The organism is Marinomonas colpomeniae, assembly GCF_014803385.1.
In the GTDB taxonomy this organism is placed as follows: Bacteria; Pseudomonadota; Gammaproteobacteria; order Pseudomonadales; family Marinomonadaceae; genus Marinomonas; species Marinomonas colpomeniae.
This window is the reverse complement of record NZ_JACYFC010000004.1, coordinates 126,625-144,620: the sequence shown is the minus strand read 5'-3', so window position 1 is coordinate 144,620 and position 17,996 is coordinate 126,625. Positions and strand designations below refer to the sequence as shown.

Sequence of the window (17,996 nt, the reverse complement as noted above, 5' to 3'; positions counted from 1 at the left end):
TTGCTGCCGCTTAGGCGTCCATTTCACTACGCATGGGAGCTAAAATAGATCCTAAAGCGTCAGCTATATATTCTTTTTTATGATCTTTATTTTCTGCAATGGCATTCACTAAAACACTGCCAACAATCACTCCATCAGCGCATTTACTGACCGCTGCGGCGGTTTTTGCATCACGAATACCAAAACCAACACCAATTGGTAAATCTGTAATAGAACGCAATGAATCAACGTGTTTTTTAACACTATCAACATCAAGTTCAGCGGATCCAGTCACACCTTTTACTGAAACGTAGTAAACATAACCAGATGCAAGGTCACATATTTTCTTCGCTCGTGCAGGTGTTGTCGTTGGTGATAATAAGTAAATCAGATCAATTTCATTCTTACGGAAGCATTCTACTACATCTGTCGCCTCTTCAGGAGCCAGATCGACTAATAAAATGCCATCTACGCCTGCTTCTTTTGCAGCGTCTGAAAAAGCTTGATATCCAAAGAACTCTATTGGGTTTAAATACCCCATTAAAACCACTGGTGTTTTATCATCACTTTGACGAAATTCAGCAATTATTTTCAATACTTTTTTAACACTAGTACCAGCCGCTAAGCTACGCTCACAAGCAAGCTGAATGACAGGGCCGTCTGCCATTGGATCAGAAAATGGCATACCAATTTCGATAACATCAGCACCAGACTTTACTAATGAATGCATCATAGTAACGGTATAATCAGGTGATGGATCACCTCCGGTAATATACGGAATGAGTGCTTTTTTACCAGATTTTTTTAATTTTTCAAAACATTGTGTTATGCGACTCATACTTCAATTCCATCCAATTCTGCAACAGTAAGAATATCTTTATCACCACGACCAGAAAGATTGATCACAACGATTTTATCTTTTGCCATTGTTGCAGCTAATTTCATACCGTAAGCCACCGCATGACTAGACTCAAGAGCAGGCATAATACCTTCCAAACGAGTTAAATCGCGGAAGCCATCCATTGCCTCATCATCATTGATTGCAACGTAGTTTGCTCGACCAATATCTTTTAACCAAGCATGCTCTGGACCAACACCAGGATAATCCAAACCCGCTGAAATAGAGTGTGTACCTATAATTTGACCATCATCATCGGCCATTACGTAAGTACGGTTACCATGCAGTACACCTGGGCGACCAGCACTTAATGGTGCCGCATGGCGACCTGTTTCAATACCATCACCTCCAGCCTCAACACCGTACATAGCAACACCCTCATCTTTAATGAAAGGGTGGAACATACCTATGGCGTTTGAACCACCACCAACACAAGCAACAAGTGCATCAGGTAGACGACCTTCTTGAGCCAAACACTGAGCTTTCGTTTCACGTCCGATAACCGCTTGGAAATCGCGAACCAATTTGGGATAAGGATGAGGGCCAGCAGCTGTACCAATAATGTAGAAAGTGTCATCGACATTACCTACCCAATAACGCATCGCTTCATTAAGGGCATCTTTTAATGTCTTTGTCCCTGACTCAACAGAAATAACCTCTGCGCCAAGCAACTTCATACGATAAACATTCAATGATTGACGACGAATATCTTCCGCCCCCATGAAAACCTTACATTTCAACCCTAATCGAGCCGCTACCGTAGCAGATGCAACTCCATGCTGCCCTGCTCCTGTCTCTGCAATAATATTTGGCTTACCCATGTGCTTAGCCAATAAAGCTTGACCAATGGTGTTATTAATTTTATGGGCACCCGTATGATTAAGGTCTTCTCGCTTTAAATAGATCTTCGCACCACCGGCTTTTTTAGTTAATCGCTCAGCAAAATAAAGTGGAGATGGTCGACCTACATAGTGCGCTAAGTCATAATCAAAAGCGGCTTGAAATTCGGCATCCTTAGACAGACGCTCATACATTACTGTCAAATCATCTAAAGCAGACATCAAAGTCTCAGATACGAATACACCGCCATATTGACCAAAGCGACCATGAGAATCAGGTAAATCTAGATTAATATCTTTGTTATCCACATTTTGCTCCACTAATAAATTCTTGAACCTTAAGTTCACTTTTGACGCCTTTAGATAACTCAACACCGCCACTTACATCTACAGCATAAGGTGCAACTTGCTTTATCGCGTCTTTAATATTGTTTGGGGTAAGGCCTCCCGCTAATACGATAGGCTTAGTCAATTTTTTTGGAATGAGCGACCAATCAAAAACCTCTCCAGTTCCACCTGGAACACCGGCTTTGTATGCGTCTAATAGCATTGCACTAGCGGTAGGATATTGATCAACTAAGGCAGCGACATTATCGCCCTCTTTAATTCGTAACGCTTTCATATAAGGTCGTTGATAAGACAAACATTCAGCTTCAATCTCGGCGCCATGAAATTGAATAATCCAACGTGGACTCCCATTAATAACAGTCCTAATACTTGCTTCGTCAGCGTCAACAAATAAAGCGACAGGAGTCACAAATGGCGGAAGCTGAGCTAGGATTGAATTAGCCATTTCAGGGGTGACATATCTCGGACTTTTTTCATAGAAAACAAAACCCAACGCATCCGCACCATGACGACACGCCATTAGCGCATCCTCTATATTAGTTATCCCACAGATTTTAACTCGACAATTCATAGGAAGGCTCGTCTACATAAGGTAAAAAGTGAGGCCCTAATTTGCAGACCGGAACATTGAAAACTTCAGGGTATTGAGCATCAACAAAATACAAACCATCAGGCGGTGCAGTTATTCCACCTTTGCATCTATCTTGTGCTTCTAATACGTCTTTTGACCAAGTTACTGGTTTCTCACCTGCACCAATAGTCATCAACACACCTGCGAAATTTCGAATCATATGATGCAAAAAAGCATTCGCCCGTATATCAAGGACAATATAATGGCCTAATTGCTGAACATCAAAGTTTAGAATAGTACGGATTGGCGTATTGGCCTGACAACCAACAGCTCGGAACGACGTAAAGTCGTGAGTGCCTAAAAATACCTTTGCGGCTTCTTTCATGGCATCGACATTCAACTTTTTAAAAGTCCACGTCACACCTTTCGCCAATATTGCTGGACGGAGGTCAGACTGATAAATCACATAACGATAGCGACGACTAACAGCGCTAAAACGAGCATGAAAATCATCAGCAACATCACTTGCAGCAATCACCGAAATATCGGTGGGGAGATAGGTATTAACACCAAGAGTCCACGAACGCTCGTTACGCACAACATTTGTTTCAAAATGAACGACTTGTGCGCTGGCATGAACGCCAGAATCAGTTCGACCAGCACAAATCACCTTAACAGGGTGATTTGTAATAACAGCCAACGCTTTTTCTAAATTCTCCTGAACACTTGGAACACCTGTTTTTTGTGCTTGCCAGCCCTTATAAGCAGAGCCATTGTATTCAACAACCAGTACAACTTTTTTAGTCACTTGGGAACATTCGCTCCATCATACTTTGAGCTTCAGCAACTTGTTTTTCGTTGCCAGACTCAACTACATCTTCAAGAATAACTCGCGCACCTTCTTCATCGCCCATATCCATATAAGCTCGCGCTAAATCAAGCTTAGTAGCAACTTCATCGCCACTGGCATCAAAGAAGTCAAACTCTTCTTCATCATCGCTTATTTCTTCATCCGCTGCGGCTTCCGCTTCACCAAACGCAGGAACCTCAACTTCTTCCTCTGCAGCAGCTTCAGCAAGTGTCTCTTCTATTGAATCCGCTATGGACTCATTTGGAACACCATTGAACATTGACGACTCATCAACATCGACTTGCTCATCATCGTTTAATAAACTAGAAACGAAAGACTCTTCTTCGCTTTCGATTGTATCCTCGACACTTTCAACAGGCTCTTCAAGCTCTGGTTCCATTGTCGGAATATCATCTTCCGTTAAATCCTCTAACTCGTCATCTTGACTGAAACTTGCGGCTAGATCAGGTAAATCATCTGTTTCATCAAAAGAAGATATTATTTCTTCATCTGTCTCTTCCTCTACAGCACTTTCCAGTTCAGTTTCAGGGTCTTCTGAAAAATCCATATCCTCAACAAAATCAACTTCATCGACAAGGTCTGTATCGTCAACTAGATCAGCATCATCCATTGACGCAACATCTGAATCAAAAGAGTCAAACTCTTCGTCGTCGCTGTCATTATCTGGTGTATCAAAATCAAACGCGAAAGGATCTTCCTCTTGAACGTGTTCAACCTCGTCAAAGTCATCATCTAATGCATAATCCGTTACGGCAGCAGTTGCAACAACAGGAGCTGCAACGGATGAAAGATCAAACTCATCTTTTTTTGAAGGTACAGAATCGTCTTGCTTCTTTCCAGCACGGCGCATAGCCAAACCAACAAACAACCCTAGAAGCAACAGCACTACAGCACTAATAGAAACAACAATAGGATTACCAAAAATCTTATTCATCAAAGAGTCAGCTTCTACTTGCTCTTTTTCACGACGAATCTGATCAGCTTCTAATAACTGATCAACCGTATTTTTTTGTTCTTGTAGAGATTGTTGAGCACTAGCAAACTGTTTCATCAACTCAGCCATTTGCTTATCTTTTAGGCTAATCAGATCTTCTAGTGTTGCTAGCTGTTTATTTAAGTCACTTAACTGACCAGACAGGTCGCCTTTCTCACGTTGCTCTTTATCAAGCATTTCTTGTGACGCTGATAATTCAGCTTGCAAAGCACTTATTGTTGCATTACTACCATCACCTACATTTGAACTGGCTACACTTTCTGGAAGCAAACCCTGACTAGAAGATAAAGTTAGTTTATCAGCTGTCGTGTCAGTCGCTGAGGCCGCAGCCTTTGCTGTTGCTTGAGTGTTAAGTTGAGCTTGATTAACAGAGTTATTACCTTGAACACCTTTCAGGGCTATCCAAGCTTCATGTTGGCGTTGAAATTCTTCTTGTGAGGTTGTGCGATTAAAAAGTGTAATTTGCTCTTGTGTTGGAAGGCGCAGAATCGCACCTTCTTTTAACAAATTAATATTGTCAGAATAGAAGGCATCTTTATTTAATGCCTGAATCGCCATCATAGTTTGATAGATAGTTAATTGATTGCTTGGGCGATTTTGACCTGCAATAGACCAAAGTGTATTACCTTTTACAACGTTCAAATTACTTTTCGGAGACATTGTCTCAGCTTGAAGCGTTGCAGCACGGAAAACAGAATCTGTAGACGAGGCAACCACTGGATCAGTCGAAACAACCGCCGCCTGCACTACTTCCTTTTGTGCTTTTTCAACTAATGCAGATTGGTTTAACGGTGTTTGGTATTCTCGTACAACCTGACCACTAGGCCAGCGAGCAGCTAAGATAAAATGAAGTTCATCTACAACCAACGGCTTATCAGATGTCACCTCAACAACTAGGTCACCTCCTTCACGAGCCACATCAAACTTTAATTGGGACAAGACTCTTGTTGGTGCAAAGCCAGCTTGACGAAATTCACTCTCACTACCCAAACGAATCAAGATATCGTTACTTGTTAATGTACCAACATCAGAAATTTCGATTTTGCCGCGATAAGGCTCATCCAAATTTGATTGAGAGGTTAACTCACCCAACTCTAATGCATAGCCGCTGGATGCGTACAACACACCAGTTACAGCAAGACTAACGAGGGTTTTTCTGAGCATAATCTTCCCTTTATTTACAAAATTTGGACATAAATATCTAACAAGTATCTTACACAGGTGAGTATTTATCAATAGCTTTAGAATCAATGGTTTGTACTTATATCAAGCGAGCAGCAGATCAGAGATTAAAGCGTACAAAATCTATACAAAAACAGCTTAAAAATGCACTTAAAGAAAAAGTATAAACTTACAAAAAATACACCATAAAAAAAGCCCCACTATAAATAGTGAGGCTTTCTTAACTAACGCTGAGTTAGAGGGGAATTACATCATTCCGCCCATACCACCCATTCCGCCCATGCCACCCATATCAGGCATGCCAGCAGAATCGTCTTTTGGCAATTCAGCAATCATTGCTTCCGTTGTGATCATAAGACCCGCAACAGATGCCGCTGCTTGAAGTGCAGAACGCGTTACTTTTGCTGGATCTAGGATACCCATTTCCAACATGTCGCCATATTCACCAGTAGTAGCGTTGTAACCGTAGTTACCTTCACCTTGCTTAACTTTATCAACAACAACAGAAGCTTCAGCGCCTGCGTTTGTTACGATTTGACGCATTGGCGCTTCCATCGCACGTAAAGCTAGAGCGATACCTACGTTTTGATCTTCGTTGTCACCAACAAGACCAATTACTTTAGTCAAAGCGCGTACTAGTGCAACACCGCCACCAGCAACAACACCTTCTTCTACTGCAGCACGAGTTGCATGAAGAGCATCATCAACACGAGCTTTTTTCTCTTTCATTGCTACTTCAGTTGCGGCACCGATTTTGATAACGGCAACGCCGCCAGCCAATTTCGCTACACGTTCTTGAAGTTTTTCTTTATCGTATTCAGAAGAAGAATTTGCGATTTCTGCACGAATTTGTTCAACGCGACCAGTAATGTTAGCTGCAATACCAGCACCATCGATAATTGTTGTACTTTCTTTCGTTAACGTAACGCGTTTTGCTGTACCAAGTTGCTCTAGTGTAGTCGTTTCAAGAGTCAAACCGACCTCTTCAGAAACAACCATTGCGCCAGTCAATATAGCAATATCTTGTAACATTGCTTTACGACGATCACCAAAGCCAGGTGCTTTAGCAGCAGCTACTTTAACGATACCGCGCATCGTGTTAACAACCAAGGTTGCTAACGCTTCACCTTCAACATCTTCCGCAATGATCAATAGTGGACGAGATGCTTTCGCAACGCCTTCCAATACTGGTAGCAAATCACGGATGTTAGAAATCTTTTTATCAACCAAAAGGATGAATGGATTTTCTAGCTCTGCACTCATTGTTTCTTGGTTATTGATGAAGTAAGGAGATAGGTAACCACGGTCGAACTGCATACCTTCAACTACTGCTAGCTCATCATCGAAACCTGAACCTTCTTCAACAGTAATAACACCTTCTTTACCAACACGTTCCATTGCTTCTGCAATGATCTGACCAACAGATGCGTCAGAGTTAGCAGAAATAGTACCAACTTGCTCAACTGCTTTTGTATCCGTACAAGGTGTAGACAGAGCAGCAAGCTCTGTTACAACAGCGGCAGCGGCTTTATCAATACCACGCTTAAGATCCATTGGGTTACGGCCCGCAGCAACAGATTTAAGACCTTCTGTTACCAAAGCTTGAGCCAATACAGTAGCCGTTGTAGTACCATCACCAGCAACATCATTTGCTTGAGATGCGACTTCTTTAACCATTTGCGCGCCCATGTTTTCAAACTTGTTTTCAAGTTCGATTTCTTTAGCAACGGTTACGCCATCTTTGGTCACAAGCGGTGAACCAAAAGATTTTTCAATAACAACAAAACGACCTTTCGGTCCTAATGTAACTTTTACTGCATCTGCAAGAACATTAACGCCTTTCAGCATTTGCTGACGAGCACTGTCTCCGAATTTAACTTCTTTAGCTGACATTCTTTTATATCCTTAATAACTGTTTTAAATGCTACAAATCGAATATGAACTGAAAATATTAACGATTAAGACGGTTAGGCTTCAACAACGCCATAAATTTCGTCTTCTTTCATAATAAGTAATTCTTCACCGTTCATTTTCACTGTCTGACCTGAATACTGACCAAATAATACAGTGTCGCCAACACTAACAGCCAATGCTTGCACATCGCCATTAGATTGAATACGACCAGTACCTACAGCTAAAACCTCGCCTTGTGTAGGTTTTTCTGTAGCGGATCCAGACAATATGATACCAGATGCAGTTGTTGTCTCTTCTTCTTTACGGCGAACAACGACACGATCGTGCAAAGGACGAATATTCATTAATCACTTTCTCCAATTAAAACAATACCAGGACTCCCCTGGCAGGATTAAAACCTTGTGGTGTACACAAGAATCTCTATCGGCTTTATATACGGCTACTAATCCGTTTTTCAACCCAATCAAAAAATTATTTTTTATCTAATAAGTCACTGTCTTCGTTTACGTATTCACCTTCAATGATCTCACCCTCTGGTTGTGAGCTATTATACTGCCCACCACGCCATTGGGAGCCTCGAGCCATCATAGAGCTCATAAACTTAACAATTAGCCCAGCGGCTAAGATTTTCCTTAAAAAAGGCACTAATAACAAAGCACCCATTACATCGGTAACAAACCCTGGAATTAACAAACATAAACCCGCAAACATCAGCATAACGCCTTCAGCCACTTCAGATGCAGGCAATTCACCACGACGCATTTTTTCCTGAGCTTTAAGCGAGGTCTCTAGACCTTGCTTACGAATAAGAGTAACCCCTACAATAGCGGTTAAGAAAACCAAACCAACGGTTGCTAGCGCACCAATTTCACTACCAACTTGAATAAGAACCGTCATTTCAATAATGGGCACTAGAATAAATAGTAAAAGAGCAAATCTCATGATCACCTTCTTTGTTGCAAACTTAAATTCAACCAATAACGTCTATCTATGGGCGAAACTATGACTAATCAAGCAATGGACCACTTTAAATCACAAGTACTCCTTATTTTAAGCGAAGTACCACAAGGGGAATGCATTGCTTACGGAGAGCTGGCAAAACAAGCAGGCTTTCCATCACACGCTCGACGCGTTGGTTTTTTAATGAAGAATTTACCCAAGGACACCAAACTACCTTGGCATAGAGTTGTTAACTCCCAACGAAAAATCAGCTTTGCAGAAAATACTGACGCCTACATCAGACAAAGAGAAAGGCTAGAGCAAGAAGGCTGGACTATAGTTGGCAATAAACTAACTGTTAATGAGCTTACTAATATGTAGTAAGTTCATTAACAACTTAAGAGGTTTACATGCTACAAAGCCTTGAAAACCTCTAGAAATTTAGTCTCGAAAGTTAGTAAACTGAACTGGCTGAGCTAAATCTGCACCACGCAACAACGCCATAACTTGTTGCAATTCATCACGCTTTTTACCTGTAACGCGAAGTTGGTCACCTTGAATTTGCGCCTGCACTTTAATTTTACTTTCTTTGATCATCTTTACGATTTTTTTCGCTTCATCTGTTTCCAAGCCTTCTTTCATTCGAACAGCTTGTGATGCACGCATATTGCCTTTTTCTATCGACTCTCTTTCCAGGCTTTTTAAATCAACGCCACGAGCAACCAACTTTTGATTCAAAATATCAGACATCTGACGAAGTTGAGGCTCAGCCTCTGCTTCCATCATCACGCTGGTTTTGTCTTTAATTTCGTAATGTGCTTTTACGCCCTTAAAATCGTAACGAGTCGTAATCTCTCGATTCGCTTGATCCACGGCATTACTGACTTCGTGCCAGTCCAACTCAGATACTACGTCAAATGATGGCATTTTTTGCTCCTTAGCATGTTCAAATAGATGTTTTGGCGCGATAATAACAGGGATTGAAATAAAACACCTAATGGAAACCTATTATGAACAATACACCTTGGCTCGTTATTGGCGCCGGTGCTATCGGTCTTTTCTGGGCATGTAAGCTTCAAACGCTTGGCCACAAGGTACATCTTGTGTACCGTTCAGAAAATCCAGGTAAAAAAATCACATTAGAATCCTTTACGGATGAAAGCGGTAATCAACAGTCCACCATATCCAAACACAAGATAAAAAGTTTCACAGCCCAAGAACTCACAGAACGCGAATCAACAGAAAAGTACGACAAGGTAATGATTTGCACAAAATCATTCGACCTAAAGGATGCCTACTTACAAGTTGCATCTCAAATAACAGAAGATGCAGATATTGCATGCTTATGTAACGGAATTGGCGCTCAAGAAGAACTCCAGCACGCCCTTTTAGAAACCCAAACACTGTGGGCAGGAACAACCAGTGAAGGCATATTGAAAGTAGATATCAATCACATTAAACACACAGGGTTAGGCGATACCTATTTTGGCCAATGGATAGAAACAACACCAGCCAAAACATTCCCTCTTGATAACTTAACCGTTACCAACATCCACCAACGTGTCATCGAGAAGCTGGCCGTTAATGCCATTATCAATCCCATTACTGCGCTTTTCAATATACATAATGGTGACATTCTTAATGAAGAGTACAAGTCATTATTGGCTGCGTCTTTTATTGAACTGGCAAGCGTATTTTCGCACCCGAAATTTAGTTACATTGAACAAAGTAAACACCTCACCTCTAACAACATAAAAAACCGAATAAACACCATAGCCCAGCTAACTCGTCTAAATAGATCTTCCATGTATGAAGACCTCAAACTACAAAGACAAACGGAAAATAATTTCATTTCAGGCTTTCTGCTGAAAAACAGCCCGATTGAGCTCCCTATCCAACAATTACTCCATGACGGCATCGCTTTTCCTGAACACCGTGAAGAAAACAAAAAAAAGCTGCTAAGTATTACTTAGCAGCTTTTTAAGCAGACAATATATACCTTAAATCTTACTGACTTTTTCTTTGGTCAGTTGGATTTTTTTGTCTTTATAAAGCGCACCTAGTGCTTTTTTGTACGTTGCTTTACTAACTTTAAATACAGCATAAATTGCTTCTGGAGACGCTTTATCTGTTAATGGTGACTCACCACCTTGCGCATCCAAATAATCCAAAATATCATCTAAGATATTACGAACTTTTTTGTAACCAACTTCTTGAAGACTCAAGTCAATCTTGCCATCTTCGCGCATCTGCTTGATAAACCCAGTGGTTTTTTCGCCTTTACGAAGCTGCCTAAACGCATCTTCGAAAAACAAAACACCCCAAAAGCGATCATCAATAACGCATTTAAAACCTATATTAGTTTTATCACCAATGATGATAGATACTTTATCACCTACGCGATAAGGTGCTTCTTCACGATTTAAAAGAGCATCAACTCGTGTTGTCGCCACTATACGATTGGTAATATTATCTAAGTAGATAAAAAGTAAATGCGTTTCACCTTCTTCTACTCGGTTTTTCTGCTGACTAAAAGGCACCAACAAATCTTTTGGTAACCCCCAATCAAAGAAAGCCCCTACCTGATTAACCGCTATTGCCGTTAAACCTGCAAACTCACCAACTTGCGCTTTCGGAATCTCCGTTGTCGCAATCAACTTATCATCTGAGTCTAAATATACGAATACATCCACTTCTTGATCTACTGCCAGACCTTTTGGAACGTAACGTTTAGGCAATAAAATCTCACCTAATTCATCAGCGTCTAAATACACGCCAAAATCTTTTTCTTTCACGACTCTTAATGTATTTAAGCGTCCAATTTGTGTAGCCATGATATCTCCGGCAAGCCATTTTTTTCGAACTATACGCACTTCATTTATAAGCGCAAGATTGATACGTTGAAATAACGAACTAGTCACTACCTGCTTTCATACACACAGCAAACATATCGTCTAATTTTGTTTTTCCAAGCGTTTCCATTTTTTCAATATTTTGATTGGGAATTTTTGATGTATCACCATAAAACTCAATCGCCTTATCCATGCTCGCCTCTCTTAGTAAATGCAACATAGGATAGGGAGATCTATTGGTATAATTGGATACATCATCAGGCTCAGTTCCTGAAAAACAATAATCAGGGTGGAATGTGGCAAGCTGATAAATTCCTTCACAACTTTGATCAAACATCAGGTTTTCTGCCATTTCAACAAAGTCTAAATAGCGATGAAAATCTTTAAATAAAGTAGGGAAAACCAACAGCGTCGTTTCTGTTTCTTGCTGCTCATCTAGCCACTGTATCTCTGCCATTAGCTCCTCTAATGCCACTTCCGTTTTTTTGGAACGCAACACCATAATACGCACCCTTTCTTTTTCAACTTCACGTTTTGCAAATGGGCAAACATTCAAAGCGACAATAAAGTCTTTGACCCATTTCATGGTTTGAGTCGTTACTAATTCATCCGATAACAGCATTACATATCTTCTTATCAATATTTATGAGTATTTTAGAGCAAAGCACACAAGGGGTCTAACTTATAAAGCATCATCTGATGGTTTCGATTTCGCAACCTCTGAAAACAAGGTATCATGGCGTCAATAGAGTCCATTATAATGGTCATACACTGAACCTTACGATTCAACATCCCAATTTTAGGTGTTCGTCCAAGCAAGGTGTGCCATTTATCCCGCTACAGAGAGTTTACATGTCATTTGCTGATTTAGATCTGGATTTCACCATAGAGCGCGCTATTAGCGAGCTTGGCTTTGAAACCGCAACAGAAATCCAAGAACAAGCTATCCCTATCGCTTTAGATGGTTCCGACCTTCTTGCAACAGCACCGACAGGCACAGGGAAAACCATTGCCTTTTGTGCACCTGCCATTCAACACATCATTGATCGTGATGAATCATCAACAACGGCTCCGAAGGTTCTAATTTTAGCACCTAGTCGAGAGCTAGCACGTCAAATATTTAATGTTGTTGAGCAGTTAACTAAACACACGCGCATACCTTCTCAATTAATTATTGGTGGCACGCCCTATGGCATGCAACAACAACAACTAAGTGAACCTTGTGACATTCTTGTTGCAACACCAGGTCGATTAGTTGAGCTTGACGAAAAACAATGGCTTGACCTAAGCGATGTGTCTTACTTTGTTATAGACGAAGCCGATCGCATGCTAGACATGGGTTTTGTAAACACAATTAATCATATTGCCAAAGAGCTACCAGCAGAACATCAAACGTTGATGTTCTCCGCTACGCTTGAAGGCGAAAAAATGGGCCGCTTTGCTAGTGCACTACTAAGCAATGAAACACAGCAAATACGCCTAGGCGAATCATCTCGTACCGTTCCAAGTCAGATCAAGCAAATCGCTTACCGAGTTGATAGCGAAGAACACAAAGAAGCTGTACTAAAGCACCTATTGACTCAAGAACGCGTTCAGCAAGCGGTACTTTTTGTATCAAATCGCGAGCATGTTGACGTTTGGGTTCAACGCATTCGTAACATGAACCTAATGTGTGATGGCTTACATGGCGAAATGAAACAAGGTGATCGCAGCGAGCATATGAAGCAAATGAAGCGCGGTCGCTTACAAGTATTAGTAGCAACGGATGTGGCTTCTCGCGGTATCGATTTACCTGAGATAAACACCGTTATCAATCTACGTTTGCCTCGTAAAGCAGACTCTTACATTCACCGTGCTGGTCGTGCCTCCCGCGAAGGCGCTCCAGGTGAATGCATTTCCTTGATCGATATTAACGATCTACCTATGATCGAAAAAATCCAACGTTTTATGCAAACCAACATTAAATTTGGTCGCATTGAAGGGCTTGAAGCGAAAACAAAAGCTCGCTCACCAAGCTCGAAGAAAAACAAGAAGAAAAAAGCCTCTAAGAAATAGGTTTTAAAAAAACAAACTTAGATAAAACATTAGTTAAATAAAAAAGGCGAACCAGAAGTGGATCGCCTTTTTTATTTATTAAAAACAAAAACAATACTTCACGATATTTCGAACTGTTTACTCACCTCATCAATTTTAGCGATTTTTATAAGCTTTAACTGCATAAGCTCATCAAAAATAATTTCTTTAGTTTCTTCAATCTTGGCAGAATCATGCTCTGAAATAGCCTCATGTAATGCTTGTTCGTATAGATCCAGCAATTCATCATAATCATCCTGATAAGCCTCTTCAATGAGTGCCAACGCCATTTGATACTGGTGTATTAAAGCATCCATTTTCTGAGAGTTTAGTTGTGTAGCACTCAGTCGTGTAGCGCTTTGACCCCCTAATACTTTCTGGCTTATTTCTTCCTGCATATGAGCAACAGTGTTTTCTAAATAAAGCCGTTCTAACGGTATTGTTCCAGACTTACTGTTAAGCGTATTTTTTCTGTCATTACTGAGCACTCTTGCTTGGAGCACTTCCACTTCATAATTAAGACCCGTTTCAGCAAAGCTGACAGGCACCGTATTCAGCACTAAAATAGCAGTTAGTGAGCGCAGTCTTCTTAGAAATATTTTTTTCATAACGATTATCTTCTTGTTGTCCAAGTGTATTGGCTAATAATGGAATCTTTGCATTCATTCCCAAAAACATTCTATAAACACCTACAAGCAAGAACAACAATTGAAATAAAGATCCTTATTTAAACTTTATCTTTACCGTAAAAAACTAAACATTTATGTATGGCGTTATGTGCTTTAAAGCTCGAGCAACATAGTCTTCACCCTCTCCTACAGGTGCAACGTAATGAATTGCGTTTTTTGCCTCCTCAACACCAACCAATCGAGCTATCACCCATGCAGCAAGATAATGAGAAGCAAGACACCCTCCTGCAGTGGCAATATTATCTTTGGCGAAGAAAGCTTGATTTAAAACAGTTATGCCAGCCTCTTCAACCCAAGGCGTTGTCGTTAAATCTGTACAAGCAGGAATACCTTTTAACAGGCCGAGTTTTGCTAACACTAAAGCCCCTGAGCACTGAGCACCAATTAGTTGACGACTTGGGTCAATATTAAGCTGCTTCATAAGGGAAGTATCAGCAACAACCTCCCGCGTTTTCAATCCACTCCCAATAATCACAGCATCAGCGAGAGCAATCTCATCAAGAGGTACATGCCTTTCAATAAAAACACCATTCATAGACTCAACTCTCGTCGTTGGGCTAGCAATCGACACCTTCCATCCTGGCTTTTTAACACGATTTAAAATACCTAACGCTATCAATGAATCTAGCTCATTAAAGCCATCAAACGTTAAAATAGTTATATGCATCTTAGTCACCCTATTCGAATATGATTGTGAATTATCACCTTACAATTTAATATGATGACAATATACTTATTGTCATGGATACAATTTATCGCACCTAAAAATAGATACAAAACAATTGTCGATATTTACGCCGCTAACATACGATCAGGTCAGTTAGCTGCAGGCGAACGGCTGCCCACACACAGAGAACTCGCAAAAAAAGAGAGTATCGCCTTAGTAACGGCATCTCGCGTGTATTTAGAACTAGAAGAAATGGGGCTAATTAGCGGAGAGATTGGACGAGGCACCTTTGTTAGAGAAATAGGATTGCCGTTTGGTCATGGCATAGACCAAATCGCTACATCGACCGATATGATGGATCTAAGCTTTAACTATCCAACATTGCCAAATCAGACTGACCTTTTGAGAAACTCATTACGTAAACTAGCCTCTTCTGGTGATTTGGAGTCGTTACTTAGATACCAACCCCATGCTGGTCGCCGACATGAAAGAACCATCATTGCTAAACATCTACTTAAGCGTGGTCTAAACGTAGATGCAGAACAAATATCAATAGTAAGTGGCGCACAACATGGATTAGCTTGCACTGCGATAGCGCTCCTCAATCCTGGCGACGTTGTTGCCGTTGATGCGCTCACTTACCCAGGCTTCAAAGTGGTTGCAGAAGCGCATCACTTAGAAATAGTACCTATACCAATGACAGAGCAAGGACCTGATTTAGACGCACTACTTAATCTGTGCCAGACTAGAAATATCCGTGCTGTGTATACAATGCCAACCCTGCACAATCCAATGGGATGGGTAATGTGCATGGAACAAAGAGAAAAACTTGCCTCTATCGCTAAAAAGCAAAACCTAATCATTATTGAAGATGCGGCTTATGCTTATTTAGCAGAAAATCCACCGCCGCCTATTGCTTCACTCGCCACCGATAACACCATTTACGTTTCAGGATTTTCTAAAAACATCGCTACAGGGCTTCGCATTGGCTTTGTCGTTACCCCGTTAAAGTGGCTGTCTAATATAGAAAGAAGTATCCGTGCAACGACATGGAATACCCCTGCATTAATTACAGCCATAACGTGTAGCTGGATAGAAGACGGCACAGTTGATCTACTTGAAAAAGAAAAACATGAGGATGCAAAAAAAAGACAAGCTATTGCACGTGAAATTTTCAAAGAATCGCCTCACATTAGCCATGCGTCTTCTTATTTTTTGTGGTTACCATTACCCGAAGAAGTTAGAGCCGACAAAATCGTTTTAGCACTCGCAAAATTACATATTTCAATATCAACTGCTGAGCCATTCTCAACTTCAGAACATTTTCCACAAGCCATACGACTGGCACTTGGTTCTGTTGAACTTCAACAACTTGCTCCAACATTAAAAATAGTTAAACAAGTGATTGATCTCCACTCGGATTACTAACAAAAAAGCCAGTGCATACAGTACACTGGCTTTTTTTGATTTCATTCAATACTACCAATAACCCAACACTTTCCACCAAAGCCCACCAACGACACCCCAAACGGTTAGATTAACGATACTCATAATAAAGCCCATCACCCACCAATTCTCCATGGAAACATAGCCAGACCCAAAAATAATCGGTGATGTACCTGTCGCATAATGCGTTAGTGACATCATCAAAGAAGAGGCACCAGCAAGCAATAAACCAAGGTATAAAGGTGGTGCACCCAAAGCCAAACCTGCTGCATAAAAAGCCGCAAACATAGCCGTTATATGCGCTGTTGTACTGGCAAAAAAGTAATGCACATAGAAGTAAACAGCAACCAGAATAACGACAGAAACAGCCCAATTAAAACCCAACTGCTCTATATTGCTTTCAACAACAGAAGAAAACCATTGCACCAAGCCTAGCTTATTCAGAAAAGTCGCCATCATTACCAAAGCAGAAAACCAAACCACAGTATCCCATGCAGATTTCTCTTTTAGCACGTCATCCCAGCTTAAAACGCCAGTCATCAGCAAAATACATAGACCTAAAAAAGCCACAGCAGTTGTATTTACAATATAAACAGAACCAAACAGCATCGCTGGCACGCCAGCCCAAAGCACCAACAACAAAGCGAAAACACCGATCATTACTTTTTCGCCATAAGACATTGCGCCCATTTCTACAAGCTTAGATTTCGCATAATTCTTCGCATCTGGGGTACTTTTTATTTCTGGTGGATAAATGGCATAAACCACTAGAGGCACCAAGGCAATACAAACTAACCCAGGCAACAAAGCTGCAAGCGCCCATGTGCCCCAAGTAATACTAATGCTTGAACCTGTTGCGTCAGCAATAAGCTTAACGATTAATGGGTTGGGTGCTGTCGCAGTGATAAACATAGCTGAAGTAATAGGATTAATATGATAATTAACCAAAGCAAGGTAATGACCAATTTTACGAGAGGTCCCTTCTTCTGGTGAAGAACCAAAGCTTGTCGCAATGGATTTCATAATAGGATGAATAATACCACCACCACGAGCCGTGTTACTTGGCGTTACTGGCGCAATGACCAATTCAGAAAGTGCCAAGGCATAACCAATGCCGATGGTTTTTTTACCAAACAAGGAAATGAAATTGTAACCTATACGATTACCCAACCCTGTTTTCACCAAACCTCTTGAAATAATGATGGCAATACCAATCAACCAAATCAGTGAATTTGAAAAACCACTCAAGGCATCTTTAATTGCAGCAGAAGGATTATCATTTGTCACACCAGTTAATGCGACTAAAGTAATGGCCAAGATAGCAATCGCACCAATTGGCATAGCCTTACCTATAATCGCTACTACGGTGCCGACAAACAAAGCCAACAAATGCCAAGCATTCGCAGTCACTCCATCAGGAACAGGTATTACAAACCAAAGTAGCAAAATTGTAACAATAGAGATTAGCCCTGGAACAACACGAACATCAGTGACTTTCATTATAACATCCTAAAACCATAGAAAATTTCATCTCTCAAAATCATTGAAAGATTGTCTCATCATATTACCCTTTACACTTACCTAAAAAGGTGACCTACATCATAAAAAAGTACAAGCTTACTTTCTGATGCATTACAAACAAAAAAAGATCTGCACAAACAGATCTTTTAAACAAAAAAAGATCTGCACAAACAGATCTTTTAAACAAAAAAACGTAAATTCTTTGGAAATGAA

The 17,996-nt window shown here is 40.7% G+C and carries 18 protein-coding genes; 4 read left to right on the top strand and 14 right to left on the bottom strand.

What is annotated here, in order from left to right:
- Positions 1 to 10: 10 nt before the first annotated feature.
- The 8 genes from trpA to IF202_RS12710 all read right to left on the bottom strand — a co-directional run bounded on the left by trpA (position 11) and on the right by IF202_RS12710 (position 8,538).
- On the bottom strand, positions 11 to 817 hold the full coding sequence (gene trpA, locus IF202_RS12745) for a tryptophan synthase subunit alpha (RefSeq protein WP_191595305.1): 807 nt from the start codon (positions 815 to 817) through the stop codon (positions 11 to 13).
- Positions 814 to 2,025, bottom strand: coding sequence for a tryptophan synthase subunit beta (gene trpB / locus IF202_RS12740; RefSeq protein ID WP_191595304.1), 1,212 nt, complete (start codon positions 2,023 to 2,025; stop codon positions 814 to 816). The genes trpA and trpB overlap by 4 nt, the downstream gene beginning before the upstream one ends.
- Entirely contained in the window at positions 2,018 to 2,635 is a 618-nt protein-coding gene (locus IF202_RS12735) for a phosphoribosylanthranilate isomerase (RefSeq protein WP_191595303.1), read from the bottom strand. The genes trpB and IF202_RS12735 overlap by 8 nt, the downstream gene beginning before the upstream one ends.
- On the bottom strand, positions 2,619 to 3,443 hold the full coding sequence (truA, locus tag IF202_RS12730) for a tRNA pseudouridine(38-40) synthase TruA (protein ID WP_191595302.1): 825 nt from the start codon (positions 3,441 to 3,443) through the stop codon (positions 2,619 to 2,621). The genes IF202_RS12735 and truA overlap by 17 nt, the downstream gene beginning before the upstream one ends.
- Positions 3,436 to 5,664, bottom strand: coding sequence for a FimV/HubP family polar landmark protein (locus IF202_RS12725; RefSeq protein ID WP_191595301.1), 2,229 nt, complete (start codon positions 5,662 to 5,664; stop codon positions 3,436 to 3,438). Before IF202_RS12725 ends, truA begins: the two co-directional genes overlap by 8 nt.
- 264 nt (positions 5,665 to 5,928) lie before the next feature.
- Positions 5,929 to 7,575: a chaperonin GroEL gene (gene groL / locus IF202_RS12720; protein WP_191595300.1), complete on the bottom strand. Its 1,647-nt coding sequence runs from the start codon at positions 7,573 to 7,575 to the stop codon at positions 5,929 to 5,931.
- Between the two features lie 74 nt (positions 7,576 to 7,649).
- Positions 7,650 to 7,940, bottom strand: coding sequence for a co-chaperone GroES (locus tag IF202_RS12715; protein WP_191595299.1), 291 nt, complete (start codon positions 7,938 to 7,940; stop codon positions 7,650 to 7,652).
- 127 nt (positions 7,941 to 8,067) lie between these two features.
- On the bottom strand, positions 8,068 to 8,538 hold the full coding sequence (locus IF202_RS12710; RefSeq protein ID WP_191595298.1) for an FxsA family protein: 471 nt from the start codon (positions 8,536 to 8,538) through the stop codon (positions 8,068 to 8,070).
- 60 nt (positions 8,539 to 8,598) lie between these two features.
- On the opposite strand from IF202_RS12710, the gene IF202_RS12705 reads away from it, so the two are divergent.
- Positions 8,599 to 8,916, top strand: coding sequence for an MGMT family protein (locus IF202_RS12705; protein WP_206705483.1), 318 nt, complete (start codon positions 8,599 to 8,601; stop codon positions 8,914 to 8,916).
- A 60-nt stretch (positions 8,917 to 8,976) separates the two neighbouring features.
- Here IF202_RS12705 and IF202_RS12700 read toward each other — a convergent pair whose 3' ends face one another.
- Positions 8,977 to 9,462, bottom strand: coding sequence for a YajQ family cyclic di-GMP-binding protein (locus IF202_RS12700; protein WP_191595297.1), 486 nt, complete (start codon positions 9,460 to 9,462; stop codon positions 8,977 to 8,979).
- Between the two features lie 83 nt (positions 9,463 to 9,545).
- Here IF202_RS12700 and IF202_RS12695 point away from each other — a divergent pair, with 83 nt between their 5' ends.
- On the top strand, positions 9,546 to 10,508 hold the full coding sequence (locus tag IF202_RS12695) for a ketopantoate reductase family protein (protein ID WP_191595296.1): 963 nt from the start codon (positions 9,546 to 9,548) through the stop codon (positions 10,506 to 10,508).
- 27 nt (positions 10,509 to 10,535) lie between these two features.
- Here the strand turns inward: IF202_RS12695 and IF202_RS12690 are convergent, their stop codons facing one another.
- Positions 10,536 to 11,369, bottom strand: coding sequence for a CvfB family protein (locus tag IF202_RS12690; protein WP_191595295.1), 834 nt, complete (start codon positions 11,367 to 11,369; stop codon positions 10,536 to 10,538).
- Positions 11,370 to 11,448: 79 nt separating this feature from the next.
- On the bottom strand, positions 11,449 to 12,009 hold the full coding sequence (locus IF202_RS12685; protein ID WP_191595294.1) for a DUF1415 domain-containing protein: 561 nt from the start codon (positions 12,007 to 12,009) through the stop codon (positions 11,449 to 11,451).
- Positions 12,010 to 12,239: 230 nt separating this feature from the next.
- Between IF202_RS12685 and IF202_RS12680 the strand changes: the two genes are divergently transcribed.
- Positions 12,240 to 13,442 (top strand): DEAD/DEAH box helicase, encoded by a 1,203-nt coding sequence (locus IF202_RS12680; RefSeq protein WP_191595293.1) that lies wholly within the window; start codon positions 12,240 to 12,242, stop codon positions 13,440 to 13,442.
- Positions 13,443 to 13,540: 98 nt separating this feature from the next.
- Here the strand turns inward: IF202_RS12680 and IF202_RS12675 are convergent, their stop codons facing one another.
- Together IF202_RS12675 and IF202_RS12670 are read right to left on the bottom strand one after the other, a co-directional pair.
- On the bottom strand, positions 13,541 to 14,068 hold the full coding sequence (locus IF202_RS12675) for a hypothetical protein (RefSeq protein ID WP_191595292.1): 528 nt from the start codon (positions 14,066 to 14,068) through the stop codon (positions 13,541 to 13,543).
- Positions 14,069 to 14,213: 145 nt separating this feature from the next.
- Complete coding sequence (locus IF202_RS12670) at positions 14,214 to 14,816, bottom strand: DJ-1/PfpI family protein (protein WP_191595291.1); 603 nt, start codon at positions 14,814 to 14,816, stop codon at positions 14,214 to 14,216.
- 51 nt (positions 14,817 to 14,867) lie between these two features.
- On the opposite strand from IF202_RS12670, the gene IF202_RS12665 reads away from it, so the two are divergent.
- The gene (locus IF202_RS12665) at positions 14,868 to 16,244 is read left to right on the top strand and encodes an aminotransferase-like domain-containing protein (protein ID WP_191595290.1); all 1,377 of its coding nucleotides are present in this window, start codon (positions 14,868 to 14,870) and stop codon (positions 16,242 to 16,244) included.
- Between the two features lie 51 nt (positions 16,245 to 16,295).
- Here IF202_RS12665 and IF202_RS12660 read toward each other — a convergent pair whose 3' ends face one another.
- Entirely contained in the window at positions 16,296 to 17,762 is a 1,467-nt protein-coding gene (locus tag IF202_RS12660) for an anion permease (protein WP_191595289.1), read from the bottom strand.
- Between the last annotated feature and the right edge of the window lie 234 nt (positions 17,763 to 17,996).

Excerpts from the sequence above, each read along its gene's own strand:
- IF202_RS12695 (WP_191595296.1), top strand. The coding sequence starts at position 9,546 with ATGAACAATACACCTTGGCTCGTTATTGGCGCCGGTGCTATCGGTCTT.
- groL (WP_191595300.1), bottom strand. The coding sequence starts at position 7,575 with ATGTCAGCTAAAGAAGTTAAATTCGGAGACAGTGCTCGTCAGCAAATG.
- IF202_RS12670 (WP_191595291.1), bottom strand. The coding sequence starts at position 14,816 with ATGCATATAACTATTTTAACGTTTGATGGCTTTAATGAGCTAGATTCA.
- IF202_RS12735 (WP_191595303.1), bottom strand. The coding sequence starts at position 2,635 with ATGAATTGTCGAGTTAAAATCTGTGGGATAACTAATATAGAGGATGCG.
- IF202_RS12715 (WP_191595299.1), bottom strand. The coding sequence starts at position 7,940 with ATGAATATTCGTCCTTTGCACGATCGTGTCGTTGTTCGCCGTAAAGAA.
- IF202_RS12725 (WP_191595301.1), bottom strand. The coding sequence starts at position 5,664 with ATGCTCAGAAAAACCCTCGTTAGTCTTGCTGTAACTGGTGTGTTGTAC.
- IF202_RS12675 (WP_191595292.1), bottom strand. The coding sequence starts at position 14,068 with ATGAAAAAAATATTTCTAAGAAGACTGCGCTCACTAACTGCTATTTTA.
- IF202_RS12710 (WP_191595298.1), bottom strand. The coding sequence starts at position 8,538 with ATGAGATTTGCTCTTTTACTATTTATTCTAGTGCCCATTATTGAAATG.
- IF202_RS12700 (WP_191595297.1), bottom strand. The coding sequence starts at position 9,462 with ATGCCATCATTTGACGTAGTATCTGAGTTGGACTGGCACGAAGTCAGT.
- IF202_RS12685 (WP_191595294.1), bottom strand. The coding sequence starts at position 12,009 with ATGCTGTTATCGGATGAATTAGTAACGACTCAAACCATGAAATGGGTC.
- trpA (WP_191595305.1), bottom strand. The coding sequence starts at position 817 with ATGAGTCGCATAACACAATGTTTTGAAAAATTAAAAAAATCTGGTAAA.
- IF202_RS12705 (WP_206705483.1), top strand. The coding sequence starts at position 8,599 with ATGACTAATCAAGCAATGGACCACTTTAAATCACAAGTACTCCTTATT.
- IF202_RS12665 (WP_191595290.1), top strand. The coding sequence starts at position 14,868 with ATGATGACAATATACTTATTGTCATGGATACAATTTATCGCACCTAAA.
- IF202_RS12680 (WP_191595293.1), top strand. The coding sequence starts at position 12,240 with ATGTCATTTGCTGATTTAGATCTGGATTTCACCATAGAGCGCGCTATT.
- IF202_RS12690 (WP_191595295.1), bottom strand. The coding sequence starts at position 11,369 with ATGGCTACACAAATTGGACGCTTAAATACATTAAGAGTCGTGAAAGAA.
- IF202_RS12660 (WP_191595289.1), bottom strand. The coding sequence starts at position 17,762 with ATGAAAGTCACTGATGTTCGTGTTGTTCCAGGGCTAATCTCTATTGTT.